Consider the following 13,898-nt stretch of genomic DNA (forward strand, 5'->3'; position numbering starts at 1 on the left):
CGCAACAGTGACGCTACCCGCGGCCTGCTGCACAGCCCGTCGCGGCATCATTTCCTTGGCCAGAAATATCCTCCCTTAAGGATGCCTTAAGTCTGTGGGAAGTGCTGGACGACACACGGAGACGTATGGAATGCGAACATTGATCGTGGAAGACGATCCCGTACTCAGGGACGGTCTCAAGGTCGGCCTGTCGATCAATGGGTTTACCACGGATACCGTCGAGACATGCGAGGATGCGGAAGCTGTACTCAAGGGACATTGCTTCGACGCGATCATTCTTGACCTGATGCTCCCCGATGGGTCCGGGCTTGACGTTCTGAGGATACTGCGCGCGCGAGGGGATGATACGCCGGTTCTCTTGTTGACGGCGCGGGACAGCGTCGCCGACCGCATAACGGGTCTCGATACCGGCGCTGATGACTACCTTGGCAAACCGTTCGATCTGGACGAGGTCGCGGCCAGACTACGCGCGCTTATTCGACGCGCGGCCGGCCGGACACGCAGTGTGCTCGAATGGCGTGACCTGGAGCTCGACCCATCAAATCAATCAGTGAAGCAGGCAGGCATTCCCATCCGTTTGTCGCGAAGGGAATTCTCCGTGCTTCGCGCGCTGATGGGACATCCCGGACTGATCCTGTCCAAGGGGCAACTGGAAGATAAGCTCTACGGCTGGCAGGAAGAAGTCGAGAGCAACACGATCGAGGTCCATATCCATCATCTGCGCAACAAGCTCGGCACGGGCATCATCCAGACCGTTCGCGGCCTCGGCTATCGTCTCGGGGAGAAACAGTGATGCGGTCGATCGGCTCGCGCTTGTTTCTCATCCTCACGCTCACGACCGGTCTTGTCTGGCTATCGGCTGTCGTTTGGATTTTCCTCAGCACGCGCGCGGAGGTCGAACACGTCCTGGACGCCCGGCTCATGGAAGCCGGCCGAATGGTCAGTTCGCTCCTCGTCAGTCAGGACATCGACGCTAGTCCGAACAAGCCGATCGCTGCGCCTTTGCCGCTCAAGGTACATTCCTCCTACGACCGCCAGCTTTCCTGCCAGATATGGTCCTTGCAAGGCACCCTCATCAGCCGCTCCGGCGGAGCGCCTGAACAAAAGCTCTCCGATCAGATGGATGGCTTTTCGAACACGATCATCGACGGGGAGCGGTGGCGCGTTTTCGCGGTGCAGAACCCCGCGCTCGGCGTGCGTGTCCTGATCGGCGACAATATGCGCATTCGCGACGGCTTGGTGAATGATGTCATCCGCGGGCTCTTGCTCCCGGCCCTGCTGATCTTGCCAGCCCTCGCCGCGCTCATCTGGCTCAGCATTCGCCGCGGGCTTGCGCCGCTCAACGCGATCGCGCGCGATCTCTCGGCACGGCATGCCTCCGACCTGCAACCTTTGCGAAGCGTTGATACTCCCAAGGAGATAACGCCCGTCGTGCAGTCCCTGAACGGGCTTTTCGCGCGGGTCGCCGGGCTTCGCGAGCGAGAGCGCAACTTCACGGCCTTTGCCGCCCATGAACTGCGCACGCCGCTCGCGGGTCTGAAAACCCAGGCCCAGGTCGCGCTGGCGAGCGATGATCGCGCAATCCGCGATCAGGCGCTGCGCCAGATCGTCGTCGGCGTCGATCGGACCGGCCGTCTGGTGCGGCAGTTGCTTGATATAGCGGAAGCCGAATCCGGCGGTGAACGGGAACGGGCGGGCTCCTTCAGCCCGGCCGACACGATCCGCTCGATCATGGGAGAACTTGCAACCGGCAAGGTCTCGATCACCGTGTCCCCCGCCCTCGAAGGCGTTCGGCTCGACATCGATCCCGGCGTGTTTCGCCTCGCGGCGAGAAACCTCATCGAGAACGCGGTCAATCATTCCCCGCCGGGCGGCGCTGTCGTCTGCGGTCTGGTCGAAGAAGAAGGCCGCATGAACATCGCCATCGAGGATGAAGGTCCAGGCATACCCGCCGATGAGCTTCCACGGGTGACCGAGCGGTTCTTCAGGGGGCGCAACAAGGCGCCCGTTGGAAGCGGGCTGGGGCTGGCGATTGTCGAGCTGGCGCTGAGCCGCGCCGGTTGCCGCCTCGAACTTCTCAATCGCAGGGATCGTGGTCTTGCCGCGATGATGGTGATCCCTTCGTCGTCTGTGGCTGGAACTGCCCGATAGATCTCAAGGGGACATGGACCAGCGGTCCATGTCCCGCTTCGGGATCAGCCGACCATGAGATGGCCCATGGCGGGGTCGGGGATGACCACAATCGGACTGCCGTCGCGCACCTGGTCGTACAGATGGATGACGTCCTGGTTGAGCAGGCGAATGCAGCCCGATGATACCGCCTTCCCGATCGAGTTGGCTTCCGGTGAACCATGAATGCGGTAGATCGTGTCCCGGCCGCCTTGGTGGATGTAAAGCGCCCGCGACCCCAGGGGGTTGTTCAGCCCTGGGCCCATGCCGCCATTGGCAATGCTGTAAGGCTTCAGCTTCGGCTGACGGGCGACCATTTCGTCGGGCGGGGTCCAGCGCGGCCATTTGCGCTTGTAGGCAACGATCGCTCGCCCCGACCATGAGAAGCCGTCGCGGCCAACGCCAATGCCGTAACGGGTCGCCCGCCCGCCGGGATTGACATGATAGAGATATCTGGCCGGCGTATCGACGATGACCGTTCCGGGCTTCTCGGCCGTGTCATAGTCCACTTCCGCGCGCCACCAGCGCGGATCGACCTTGCTGATATCCACGGCCGGGACGGGGAACAGTTCGTCAGGCATGGCAGCATACATGAGCGGCGGCTCGGGTTTGCGCACCCGGTCGATCGCGACAGCGACGCTGGTGGCAGTCGGTGGCGTCGACACACAACCCGCCAACGCGAACGCGCTCGCCCCTATCAAAAAGCCTCGCCGGCCGATCCGGCCCCCATTATCTTCACGCCTCGATTTCACTGCAACGTCCTTGCTTACGGGAATGGATCACCCGTCGGGCGGCCTGAACCTTAAGCCTGCCTTAAGGGATGCGCCGTCGATGCCGCCCGGCAAGGCGGAAGGTGATTTCATGATCAGATCAGGCAGCGGGACGAGCGGACCGAACAGGCTGGGCACGGCCCTCGACATCAGCGGCTCAGCAGGTAGCTCAGGCAATAAACCGGGCAGATACGACCGTCGGCGTATTCTCCGGCTCTGTCTCCTTGGCATGGGCGCGGCATTCGCTGGAGCCAGTGGCCCAAGTGTCGCGGCCGAGAGGAACATGGCCATTACGGCCAGGACGATCGAGGAATATCAGGCGGCACTCGACGGCCTTTCAGGCCGATATCGCGCCGCGCTGATCGATATCGGCGCCGAATGGTGCGCATTCTGTCAAACCCTGGAGAATCGCATTCTGCCCGATCCCGACGTCAGACGACTGATGGAACATGTCGGCCTGGTCAAAGTGGACGTCACTGCGATGGATCAGGAGAACCGTGACTTGCTGCGCCATCTGCGCGCTGATGGGCCGCCGACCCTTTTCATGGTCAAGATCGCGTCGGGCGGCGAATATCGCGGCACACGATCCGTCGGCGCCTTTCGAAAAGACGATCTTATCCGACGGCTCCGCCCATTTTCTGAACCGTATGAGATCAATGCTCCTCCTTAAGTCTGCCTTAAGGTCGTCGCGGCTTCTCGGGCTCAGACCCGCAGCAATCCGAGGCTCTTCCATGCAATCTCCGCGCCCGACACGCTCGCTTGTAGCGAGCTCAACCAACCTGTCAGCCATGAACCGGCGTAGCGCACTTCTGTCTCTTGCCGCGCTGGCGACGGTGGGGTTGACCGCTGGCGCAAGCGCCGACGATCTCTCATCCGAAATGATCCTCAACGATCCGGCGGCGCCGACCGGCGGCAATCCGCGCGGCGATGTCACGATCGTGAGTTTCTTCGACTACAATTGCCCGTTCTGCAAACGGACGGTCGCGCCGCTGAAAAAGGTGATGCGTGCCGACGGCAAGGTGCGGCTGGTCTACAAGGATTGGCCCATTCTGTCGGCCGCGTCGGCCTATGGCGCGAAACTGGCCCTGGCCGCGAAATACCAGGGCAAATACGAGGCCGCGCACGACGCGCTCATGAGCGTCAAGGGGAATGGCGTGACCGAGAAACAGATGCGCGCCGTGGTGGCCGCGGCCGATCTCGATATGGCACGTGTCGAACGCGATGCGCGGGCAAAGGACAGCGAGATCACGACCTTGCTTCGACGCAACAATGCCCAGGCCGAGGGACTGGGTTTGCGCGGCACGCCCGTCTTCCTGATCGGCCAGTTCCTCGTCGCCTCCGCGCTCGATGAAGCAGGGTTCCGCCAGGTGATCGCCGATACGCGAAAAGCCTCCTGAGTATCGTGGTGTCCAACGCCATGCCAAAGATCTCGACCTTCCGTCTCCCGCTCTTCGTGTGGCTTGCGGCATTCATTGTTCTCGCTGCCGGCAGTTTCCCGGCGGCGGCGCAGCAAGCCAATCTGCTGCAGGCCGAGGACGCATTTCGCCTCTCGGTCGACCGGGGCGAGGATGGCGCCATCGGCCTTCATTGGGCGATTGCGGACGGCTATTATCTCTATCGCGACCATCTGAAGGTACGCGATGCCTCGACGGGAAGCGAGGTCACCCTTCAGACCTATCCAGGCACGGTCGAATCCGACGATCCGAACTTCGGATCGTCCGAAGTCTACTACACCGAAGCGGCGGCAAGGCTCGATCCGGCCACGCCGGCCCGGGTCTCGGTCACGTTCCAGGGCTGCAAGAAAAACTCGATCTGCTATCCACCCATCACCCAGACCGTCGATACGCGCAGCCTTCAGATAACCACCGCTGCCGTGGGTTTCGGGCTCACGTCCGAGCCGGCCGCAACGGGTGAACCCACGGCGGCGTCCTCCGGCTTCCAGCTTGCCGAGGATACGAGCGGCGGCGGGATGATCGCGTCGCTTCTGGAGAGCGGTGGCGCGCTCTGGGTTGTCGGCAGCTTCCTGGTCTTCGGCCTTCTTCTGGCGTTCACACCGTGCGTCCTGCCGATGTACCCGATCCTGAGTGCGACGCTGGCGCGCGAAGGCGAGGCACTGACCGCCCGTCGCGGCTTCGTCTTGTCGTCGGCCTATGTGCTGGCGATGGCGGCGGCCTTCGGCCTGTTGGGCATCGTTGCCGCGTGGTCGGGTCAGAATCTTCAGGTCATCCTGCAATCACCCTATGCGGTCGGCGCTGCTGCCGTACTCTTCATCGTGCTCGCAGCCTCGACGTTCGGCCTGTTCGAGTTGCAACTACCGGCCGGCTGGGTGAACCGCATTGCCGGCATCCAGGGCGGGAGACGCGGCTCGGTGATCGGCGCGGCGGCAATCGGGTTCACATCCGCCCTGATCGTTGGCCCATGCGTGACCGCGCCGCTCGCCGCCGCACTCCTCTACATCGCCCAGACCGGCGATGCCGGGCTTGGGGCAGCAGCACTCTTTGCACTTGGACTGGGACAGGGTATTCCCCTGATCGCCCTGGGGACGATGGGAAGCCGGGCCTTGCCGAAAGCCGGCGCGTGGATGGTGCAGATCAAGCATGTGTTCGGCTTCGTCTTCATCGCGGCCGCCATATGGATGGCCTCGCGGATGCTGCCGCCGCCGGCAACGCTCGCGCTCTGGGCAATGCTGCTGCTCGGCGCGGCCGTGTTCGTCGGCGTCGCCGAGCCGCTGGCCCGCAACGCAACCAACGGCGCGCGTTTCCGCAAGACGGCAGGGCTTGCTCTGTCGCTGGGGGCAGGCATCCTGGCGATCGGAGCGGCGTCCGGCGCAACAGATCCGCTACGCCCGCTCGCGCATTTCGCCGGTGAACGGGACGGGTCAAATGCGCCTCCCGAACTGGTCTTTGGGCACGCCAACTCCGTTGCGGAGCTCAAGCAGGACCTGTCCGCCGCAGGAGGCAGGCCGACGCTGGTCTATTTCACCGCCGACTGGTGCGTGACCTGCGGGGTCATCGAGCGGGATGTCTTGCCCGCGCGCGATGCAATCGCCGGTTTGCAGGGCTTCCAGCGCATCAAGGTCGACCTCTCCACCCTCGATCAGGACAAGCAGGCCCTGATGCGGGAACTGGCTGTTGTCGGGCCTCCGACGATGATCTTCTTCAATGCCCAGGCGAGCGAAATCCCGAACTCACGCCTGGTCGGCGATGTGACGGCGGAACCGCTCAAGACTTCGATGGCTCGGGCGGTGCGCTAGGATGAACGCGGTCACCATCGGCCCTCTGTTTTTTGCCACCGACCGCTTTGCCGCGATCCTGGCGATCGCCGCCTTCCTGGCCGCCGGCGAAATCCTGTCGCGCAAGGTCGATCGCTGCTTTTCCTCATGGAACTGGCAGGCGGTCCTGTGGTTCGTCGTCGGCGCGCGGCTGGGCCATATCGTCCAGCACGCCGGAAGCTTCAGCGCCGAGCCGTTGCGTGTATTGGCATTGTGGCAGGGCGGTTTCCTGGTATGGACAGGCATCGCGGCGGCAGCAGCGTTCACGCTCTTCTTCTTCCGCCGCAATCTCAAGACCGCGCTGTGGACTCCCCTGCCCGCGGCGGCAGCGGCGTTCATCGCTGTCGCCATCATCCAGCTGACCGCAGGCGCACCGGCAACCCCGCTGCCGCCGGGACAGTTCCTTACCCTCGACGGTCGGACAATCGTTCCCCAAAACCTTCAAGGAGCGCCACTCGTCATCAATCTCTGGGCGACATGGTGTCCACCCTGCCGCCGTGAAATGCCGATGATGGCGGGCGTCGCCGCGACAGCGCAAGGCGTGACCTTCATCTTCGTCAATCAGGGCGAAGGCGCCGACGCCGTCGGTTCCTACATGGCCTCCGAAGGGATCGCGCTTGAAACCGTCCTGCTCGATTCGCTCGGCCTGTTTGGCCGCCATTATGCCGTGCCTGGCCTGCCGGCAACGCTCTTCATAGGCGGGGACGGGAAGCTGCGCTCCATCCACATGGGCGAGATCTCCAGGGAGAAGCTGGCCGAAGGGATCGAAGCTCTGCAGGAGCGCCAGGGCGTCCCGATGGCAGCTGCCTCCATCGGGTCGTCGGCCGACAGATAGTCCTGGACCAATTATTCAACTCGCTTCTGACTTTTATCCATTTTTCTCTTATCCCGCCCAGGGTTGTTTCGCGACGGCTGGGTCATTCTCTGGACCCTGTCTTGCCCGAGCGACGATCGAGCACTGACATCTCGCATTTGAATCGTGCTCCATCCTTGCACCGAAACGGTCGAATGAAGTGCGAGATTGATTTCGAGGGCTGCCCCTGACGCAGCCGGCAATGTTATCTTTTCAACATAAAGTTTGACAGATGCTATTAATATCACATAGCGTCATGGCGCGGGGCTCGGGAGGTCCCATCAAGAAACATTTTTGGGAGAACGCGAAATGGGTATTTTGAGAAAGGCCCGGACACTGGCCTTGAACGCGGCATTGTATGGCGCTGTCTCGGTGGCCTTTACATCCATCGTCGCAGCACCAGCCCTGGCGGCTGAAGTGATCCGCATCGTCTCGCCCTATCAGACCACAACACTCGATCCGATGCGCTCGGCCGCCGCCGGCAACATTGAAACTTACGGCCAGCTCTATGCGCGGCTGCTCCTGCGCAATCCCGTGAGCGGCGCGCTTGAGCCTGCCCTTGCCGAAAGCTGGGATGTCTCCGCCGACGGCCTCACCTACACGTTTCATCTGCGCGATGCGCAATTCTCCGACGGCTCGCCGATTACCGCCGCCGACGTGGCGTTCAGCCTGGATCGCATTCGCAGCGACAAGCAGTCGGCCTATCCGGCTCCGCTGGGTGCGGTGGAATCGACAACGGCCGCGGATCCGAAGACCGTCGTCATCAAGCTCAAATCCGCTTTCGCGCCATTTCTCGGCAATCTCGAAATCTGGAACATGGGCATTGTTTCCAAATCCGATGTCGAGAAGCAAGGGGCCGAAAAGGCATTCTCGACTGCGCCGGTCACGTCCGGCCCTTATGCCGTCAAGGAGTGGAAGCCGAACGAGAAGCTGGTGTTACAGCCCAACGCACATTATTGGCGCAAGGGCTATCCCAAGTCGGACGCCACCGTCGAGCTTCGTGAAATCGCTTCTCCCGAAACCCGTGCAGCCATGCTGAAGGCTGGGGAAGTCGACGTGATGCGGGAGGTGCCGTGGTCGCAGATCGACGGTCTGAAAACCATGGAAAATATCGACATGCGGCTCGAACCTTCGACCACCATCTACATGACCTTGCTGAACGAGAAGCGCGAGCCCTTCTCGAATATGAAAGCGCGCCAGGCCGCGGCCTATGCCATCGACAACAAGGCGATGACAAAGGCGATAACACGCGGCTATGCAGAGCCAGCCAACACCACGTTGCCTGGCGCTGTCGATTTCCATGACAAGGACAATCCCGGAATCCCGGTCGACACCGCCAAGGCGAAGCAGCTGCTGGCCGAGTCCGGCATGGAAGGCCGGGAGGTGAAGATCCTCGCAACCGCCGGTGCCACCGAGCAGCAGATGGCGCTTCTTCTGCAGGCGCAGTGGCAGGCCATCGGCCTGAAGCCGGTCATCGTGAATGTCGATTCCGGCGCATGGTGGGATGCGACCGGCAAGGGCGACTACGATGCTGCGGCGAATTGGTGGTACAATGAGACGCCAGACCCGGACCTGGCCGTGCGCTGGGCGCTCTGCGGCACTTGTGGCTCGAATTCCTACAATACCTTCTACAGCAACGCCAAGGTTGACGAACTGGTGGAGCAAGGCACGAAGGAGGCCGATCCAGTCAAGCGCGCGGGGATCTACAAGGAAATCCAGAAGATCACGACCGAGGAAGTGTCGCAGATCCCGCTCTACTACGCACCCAACGCGGTCGCCTATTCGAAGCGTCTCAGCGGCATCAAGCTGACGCCCTCCCTGCAGTGGACGCTTGAAGACACCACAATCTCCAAGTGAGCTGAAAACAATGCGGCGGCGCGGGCGAAACCGCGCCGCCGGCATTCACGCGCCGGAGGACTGGATTGAACCTGCTATCTCTCATCGCGCAGCGCTTGCTGCAATTGGTTGGCGTGCTGGTCGGAATCACCATCGTCACGTTCCTGCTCTTGCACATGGCACCAGGCGACCCTGCGCGGCTGCTCGCCGGCGACCGCGCAAGCGCCGAAACAATCGCAGCGATCCGCACGCAATACGGGCTGGACTTGCCGCTCTGGCGGCAGTTTCTCACCTATTTCCTGAATCTGCTCGGCGGCGACATCGGCCAGTCGTTGCGCTTCCAAAAGCCAGTGAGCGAGCTTATCGGACGGTTCATGTGGCCGACCCTGTTCCTGACCGGCTATGTCGTCTGCCTCGCCGTACCGCCGACTGTCGCGCTGGCGATCGCCAGTGCGCGCAGGCCCGGTGGAGCCGCCGACCAGGCGATCCGCGTCATCGGCATCGCCGGCCTTACCATTCCTGTCTTCTGGCTGGCCATCATGATGTCGCGCTTCTTCGGCGTCAGCCTTGGCTGGTTTCCGGTCTCTGGCTACGGTGAGGGTTTTACAGGCCATCTCTACCATCTGTTCCTGCCTGCGGTTTCCACGTCGATCTGGCTCGTGCCCGTGCTTACGCAAAGCCTGCGCGCCGCGCTGATCGAAAAGACCACGGCGGATTTCGCCACAGCCGCGCGCGCTCAGGGGGCGAGCGAAAGGGAAATATTCTGGAGAACCATTCTGCCGAACGCGGTTCTGCCCACGCTCAACCTGCTGGGCGTCATGGTCGCCTTCATGATCGGCGGCGCCATTATCGTCGAGACGGTCTATGCCGTCCCGGGCCTTGGCTCACTAATGATCAGCGCGCTTCTCGGGCGAGATTACTACGTCGTGCAGGGCCTGACCCTGATCTTCGCCGCCGCGACAGTCCTCGTCACGCTGACCGTCGATCTGCTGACAGCCTTCATCGACCCGCGCGTCCGGCTATGAGGATATTCGCAATGTCAAACGCACCAGCCCTGCCTGCAGCCACGCGCCGCGCAGGCCGCTTGAGCCCCATGATGATCGTCGCCGTCGTTCTCCTTGGCGGATGGTTCTTTGTCGCGCTGACCGCATCGATCATCGCGCCGTACGATCCCACCGCCGTAGACATCATCAACATGCTGGCACCGCCGAGCGCCGAGCATTGGTTCGGCACCGATCAGGTCGGCCGCGACGTCTTTTCGCGAGTCCTCTTCGCCGCGCGGGTCGACCTTTTCCTCTGTGTGGTCGGCGTCCTGCCGCCCCTCCTGATCGGCACCATCGTCGGGCTCACAAGTGGTTACTTTGGCGGCGTCATCGACAGCCTTTTCATGCGGCTCTACGACCTGACCGTCGCCTTTCCATTCTTCGTCCTGGTTCTGGCAATCGTTGGCGTCATCGGCCCCGGATTGGTCAATTTCGTCATCGCGCTCACCCTTGTCGGCTGGGTCAGCTATGCAAGGCTGGTCAGGGCCGAGGTGCTGACGGTTCGCGAGAGCGAATACATCCAGGCGGCCCAATGTCTCGGCTATTCGCGACGCGCGATCCTGTTTCGCCACGTCCTGCCCAACGTGATCGGCCCCATCATCGCCTACGCAGTCAGCGATGCTGTTCTGGTCATGCTGGCCGGCGCCAGTTTCGGATTTCTCGGAATGGGAGCGCAGCCGCCGCTTGCCGAATGGGGCGTGATGATCGCCGACGGCCAGGCCTTTGTGCAGCAGGCGTGGTGGGTCTGCCTGTTTCCAGGTCTTGCCGCCATTTCGCTCGGTCTCGGCTTTGCCTTCCTGGGCGACGGCCTCGGGCAAATGCAACGCAAGCAGGTCGCCATATGAACGCGCCTCCAACCATGACGCCACCGCTTTTGCAAGTGGACAACCTCACCATCGCCTTCGGTTCGGTGACGGCGGTAAAGGGCGTCTCGTTCCATATACGCCCGGGCGAAATCCTTGGCATCGTCGGTGAAAGCGGTTCGGGGAAATCCATCACTTGCCGGGCCTTGATGGGCCTTTTGCCTGGCACCGCGCAGGCGGGTGGCAGCGTCAAGCTTGAAGGTCGTGGTTTGCTCGACTTCAGCGAACCCGACTGGTGCGCCATCCGCGGCCGTGACATGGGCATGATCTTCCAGAACCCGGCCTCGCATCTCGATCCACTGCGCCGCATCGGCAAGCAGATTGCCGCCCCCTTGGTCCGGCACCTCGGCATCAGCAGACGGGAAGCGCTGCACCGTGCGGTAAAGCTGCTCGACGATGTCGGTATCCGGGACCCGGAAATGCGCGCCCGTTCCTATCCGCACGAGTTTTCCGGCGGCATGAAGCAGCGTGCCATGATCGCGGCCGCGATCGGCTGCGGCCCGAAACTGCTCATCGCCGACGAGCCGACGACGGCGCTCGACGTCACCGTTCAGGCCAGGATTCTCAAGCTTCTGAAAGACCTTAACCAGGAACGCGGGCTGGCCATCATCCTGATTTCGCACGATCTCGGTGTCGTCGCCGATATCTGTTCGCGCGTCGTGGTAATGCGCGATGGCGAGATCGTGGAACAGGGGCCTATCGACGAGGTCATCAACCGCCCCCAGCATGTCTACACACGGCTCCTCATCGATTCCCAGCCAGGGCGAAGGAGCCTTTCCGCCTTGCCCAGCGCAACGGCCGCACCGTTGCTTAGCGTCGAAAACTTCTCGGTTTCCTTTCCCGTCAGACGCGACCTGGTCGGAGGTTTCGCGAAAGCAAGCGCCAGGGCATTCCTTGCACTCGATGGCGTCGATCTCCAGATTGCCACTGGAGAAACGGTCGGCATCGTCGGTGAAAGCGGATCGGGAAAGAGCACGCTTGCCCGCGCCATAATCCGGCAAAATCGGCCGAGCACTGGTGTCATCAGGCTTGAGGGACAGAACATCAATGCGCTCACCGGTGACGCGCTCACCCGTTTTCGGCGCCGCGTCCAAATGGTGTTCCAGAACCCCTACGATTCGCTCAACCCGCGCATGACCATATCGCAAGCGGTTGCCGAACCGATCTGGCGGCACGGCCTTGCCGATCGCCGGACAGCGGAAATCCAGGCCAACGAGCTTCTGGACATGGTCGAACTTCCAAGCGCGCTGCGCAGCCGCAAACCGCGTCAGCTCTCCGGCGGCCAATGCCAGCGTGTCGGCCTGGCACGGGCGCTCGCCTTGCAGCCGCAACTGTTGATCGCCGACGAGATTACGTCGGCGCTCGACGTCACCACCCAAGCGCAGATTCTCGAACTGCTGACCCGACTGCAGCGCGAACGCGCGCTCACATTGCTCTACATCTCACACGATCTTTCTGTCGTCAGCAGTATCTGCCAGCGGGTCTATGTGTTCAAGGCCGGCAGGATCGTCGAAAACGGGCCCGCGCGACAGGTGCTGACCACTCCGAAAGATCCGTACACGCAGGAGCTCGTTGGGTCACTCTCCCATCTGGCGCCCGCCGCCTCCCCTCAAATCCCATTTCAGGTCTAGATCATGCGCCTTGATGAATATGTCACCTACGACGGGATCGGCCTCAGCCAGTTGCTGGCCAAAGGCAAGATCACGCCGAGAGACCTTGGCCGCTGCGTCACGGAGGCTGTGGCTGTGGTCAATCCGGAGATCAATGCAGTTGTCGAACTCTACGGCGACGCGATCGATGCGCTCCCTGAGGCAGCGCTCGGCGGCCCGTTCAATGGTATTCCGACGCTGACCAAGGATTTCCCGATCGAGGCCGGCCGCCCCGCCGAATTCGGTAGCTGCCTTGCGCAGGGTTTTCGCGCGACGCACGATGCTGTCTACTGGACCCGCCTTCGCAAGGGCGGCCTTGTCAATGCCGGCCGCACGACGAGCTCGGAATTCGGCGTGCCGGCGGCTACCGAAACGCTGCTCTATGGTGCGACACGCAACCCCTGGAACATCGAGCACGGCGTCTCGGGATCGAGCGGCGGCGCGGCGGCGGCGGTCGCTGCCGGCATCGTCCCGTTCGCGCAAGGAAGCGACGGCGGCGGGTCGATCCGCATGCCCGCCTCCTTCTGCGGCCTGATAGGGTTGAAGCCGTCGCGCGGCCGCGTCACCGGTTCGCCCGGCGCTAACGCGCCTCTGCTCGGCCTCGCCACCGCGTTCATGCTGACCCGCTCGGTCCGCGACACCGCCTTGCTGCTCGACCTGTGCCATGGCCCCGATGCCGGCGACGGTTATGAGATCACGCCGCCGGCAGACTCCTACCGCGACGCGATCGGGCGTCCGCCGAGACCGTTGCGCATTGCGCTCTGCACCATTCCCTGGTCCGGCCGCGCAATCGATCCGGAAGTCGCGGCCGTCACGATAGGCACCGCCGCAAGACTTGCGTCCTTCGGCCATCATGTCGAGGAGGCCTCGCCAGGCTTCGACTACGCCGCGTTTCTGGCCGCACAGAAGATCATCTGGGCGTCCGACAGCGCTGCCGGCCTGGCTGACATCGCCGGGCATATGGGCCGCGCGATCGATGAAACGACGCTCGGCGCCAGCGTACTTTCGCTCTACCGCCACGGGCTGACGCTGAGCGCTACCCAGTTGATCGACGCGCTTGCCGTCTATGATGAGGTGACCCGCCAGCTCGGTCGATTTTTCGCCGGCTATGACCTGCTGCTCACGCCCACCTGCACGATCGTGCCGGAACGCACAGGCACCTATGACCCAGCCCGGCCCGACATCGACGTGAACGGTGTATTCGACGACCTCGCGCCGAAGGAAAGCTTCACCGCCCTTTTCAACGCGACCGGGCAGCCTGCCATTTCTCTGCCGGTGGGCTTGAGCCAGACCGGCCTGCCGATCGGCGTCCAACTCGTGGCCCGTTTCGGAAGAGAGGATCTGCTACTTGCCGTGGCGCGCCAACTCGAAGAAGGATTGGAACGCGGCACCGGCATCTGGGGTCAGGGCAAGCCCGACGTGCACGCAGGTAGACATTAAGGGC

12 protein-coding genes are annotated in these 13,898 nt (G+C 62.8%); 11 read left to right on the forward strand and 1 reads right to left on the reverse strand.

What is annotated here, in order from left to right:
* The first annotated feature begins 130 nt into the window (after positions 1 to 130).
* Positions 131 to 793, forward strand: coding sequence for a response regulator (locus ABVQ20_RS31015; RefSeq protein ID WP_354463507.1), 663 nt, complete (start codon positions 131 to 133; stop codon positions 791 to 793).
* Positions 793 to 2,151, forward strand: a complete 1,359-nt coding sequence (locus ABVQ20_RS31020; protein ID WP_354463508.1) for an ATP-binding protein — start codon at positions 793 to 795, stop codon at positions 2,149 to 2,151. The genes ABVQ20_RS31015 and ABVQ20_RS31020 overlap by 1 nt, the downstream gene beginning before the upstream one ends.
* 44 nt (positions 2,152 to 2,195) lie before the next feature.
* Here the strand turns inward: ABVQ20_RS31020 and ABVQ20_RS31025 are convergent, their stop codons facing one another.
* Positions 2,196 to 2,870: a L,D-transpeptidase gene (locus ABVQ20_RS31025; RefSeq protein WP_354463509.1), complete on the reverse strand. Its 675-nt coding sequence runs from the start codon at positions 2,868 to 2,870 to the stop codon at positions 2,196 to 2,198.
* On the opposite strand from ABVQ20_RS31025, the gene ABVQ20_RS31030 reads away from it, so the two are divergent.
* The 9 genes from ABVQ20_RS31030 to ABVQ20_RS31070 all read left to right on the forward strand — a co-directional run bounded on the left by ABVQ20_RS31030 (position 2,761) and on the right by ABVQ20_RS31070 (position 13,894).
* A complete protein-coding gene (locus tag ABVQ20_RS31030) occupies positions 2,761 to 3,609 on the forward strand; it encodes a thioredoxin family protein (RefSeq protein WP_354463510.1) in 849 nt (282 codons plus the stop codon). The genes ABVQ20_RS31025 and ABVQ20_RS31030 overlap by 110 nt on opposite strands.
* Before the next feature lie 61 nt (positions 3,610 to 3,670).
* Entirely contained in the window at positions 3,671 to 4,336 is a 666-nt protein-coding gene (locus ABVQ20_RS31035) for a DsbA family protein (RefSeq protein WP_354463511.1), read from the forward strand.
* 20 nt (positions 4,337 to 4,356) lie between these two features.
* Positions 4,357 to 6,192, forward strand: a complete 1,836-nt coding sequence (gene dsbD, locus ABVQ20_RS31040) for a protein-disulfide reductase DsbD (protein WP_354463512.1) — start codon at positions 4,357 to 4,359, stop codon at positions 6,190 to 6,192.
* A 1-nt stretch (position 6,193) separates the two neighbouring features.
* Complete coding sequence (locus ABVQ20_RS31045; protein ID WP_354463513.1) at positions 6,194 to 7,045, forward strand: TlpA family protein disulfide reductase; 852 nt, start codon at positions 6,194 to 6,196, stop codon at positions 7,043 to 7,045.
* Positions 7,046 to 7,372: 327 nt separating this feature from the next.
* Positions 7,373 to 8,920, forward strand: coding sequence for an ABC transporter substrate-binding protein (locus ABVQ20_RS31050; protein WP_354463514.1), 1,548 nt, complete (start codon positions 7,373 to 7,375; stop codon positions 8,918 to 8,920).
* Positions 8,921 to 8,985: 65 nt separating this feature from the next.
* Positions 8,986 to 9,924 carry an ABC transporter permease gene (locus ABVQ20_RS31055; protein ID WP_354463515.1) on the forward strand — a complete coding sequence of 313 codons (939 nt, stop codon included), beginning with the start codon at positions 8,986 to 8,988 and terminating at the stop codon, positions 9,922 to 9,924.
* Between the two features lie 68 nt (positions 9,925 to 9,992).
* The gene (locus ABVQ20_RS31060) at positions 9,993 to 10,787 is read left to right on the forward strand and encodes an ABC transporter permease (protein WP_435528465.1); all 795 of its coding nucleotides are present in this window, start codon (positions 9,993 to 9,995) and stop codon (positions 10,785 to 10,787) included.
* Positions 10,784 to 12,436 carry an ABC transporter ATP-binding protein gene (locus ABVQ20_RS31065; protein WP_354463517.1) on the forward strand — a complete coding sequence of 551 codons (1,653 nt, stop codon included), beginning with the start codon at positions 10,784 to 10,786 and terminating at the stop codon, positions 12,434 to 12,436. The genes ABVQ20_RS31060 and ABVQ20_RS31065 overlap by 4 nt, the downstream gene beginning before the upstream one ends.
* Positions 12,437 to 12,439: 3 nt before the next feature.
* Positions 12,440 to 13,894: an amidase gene (locus ABVQ20_RS31070; RefSeq protein ID WP_354463518.1), complete on the forward strand. Its 1,455-nt coding sequence runs from the start codon at positions 12,440 to 12,442 to the stop codon at positions 13,892 to 13,894.
* Positions 13,895 to 13,898: the final 4 nt, after the last annotated feature.

This window comes from Mesorhizobium shangrilense, from assembly GCF_040537815.1.
Classification (GTDB): domain Bacteria; phylum Pseudomonadota; class Alphaproteobacteria; order Rhizobiales; family Rhizobiaceae; genus Mesorhizobium; species Mesorhizobium shangrilense.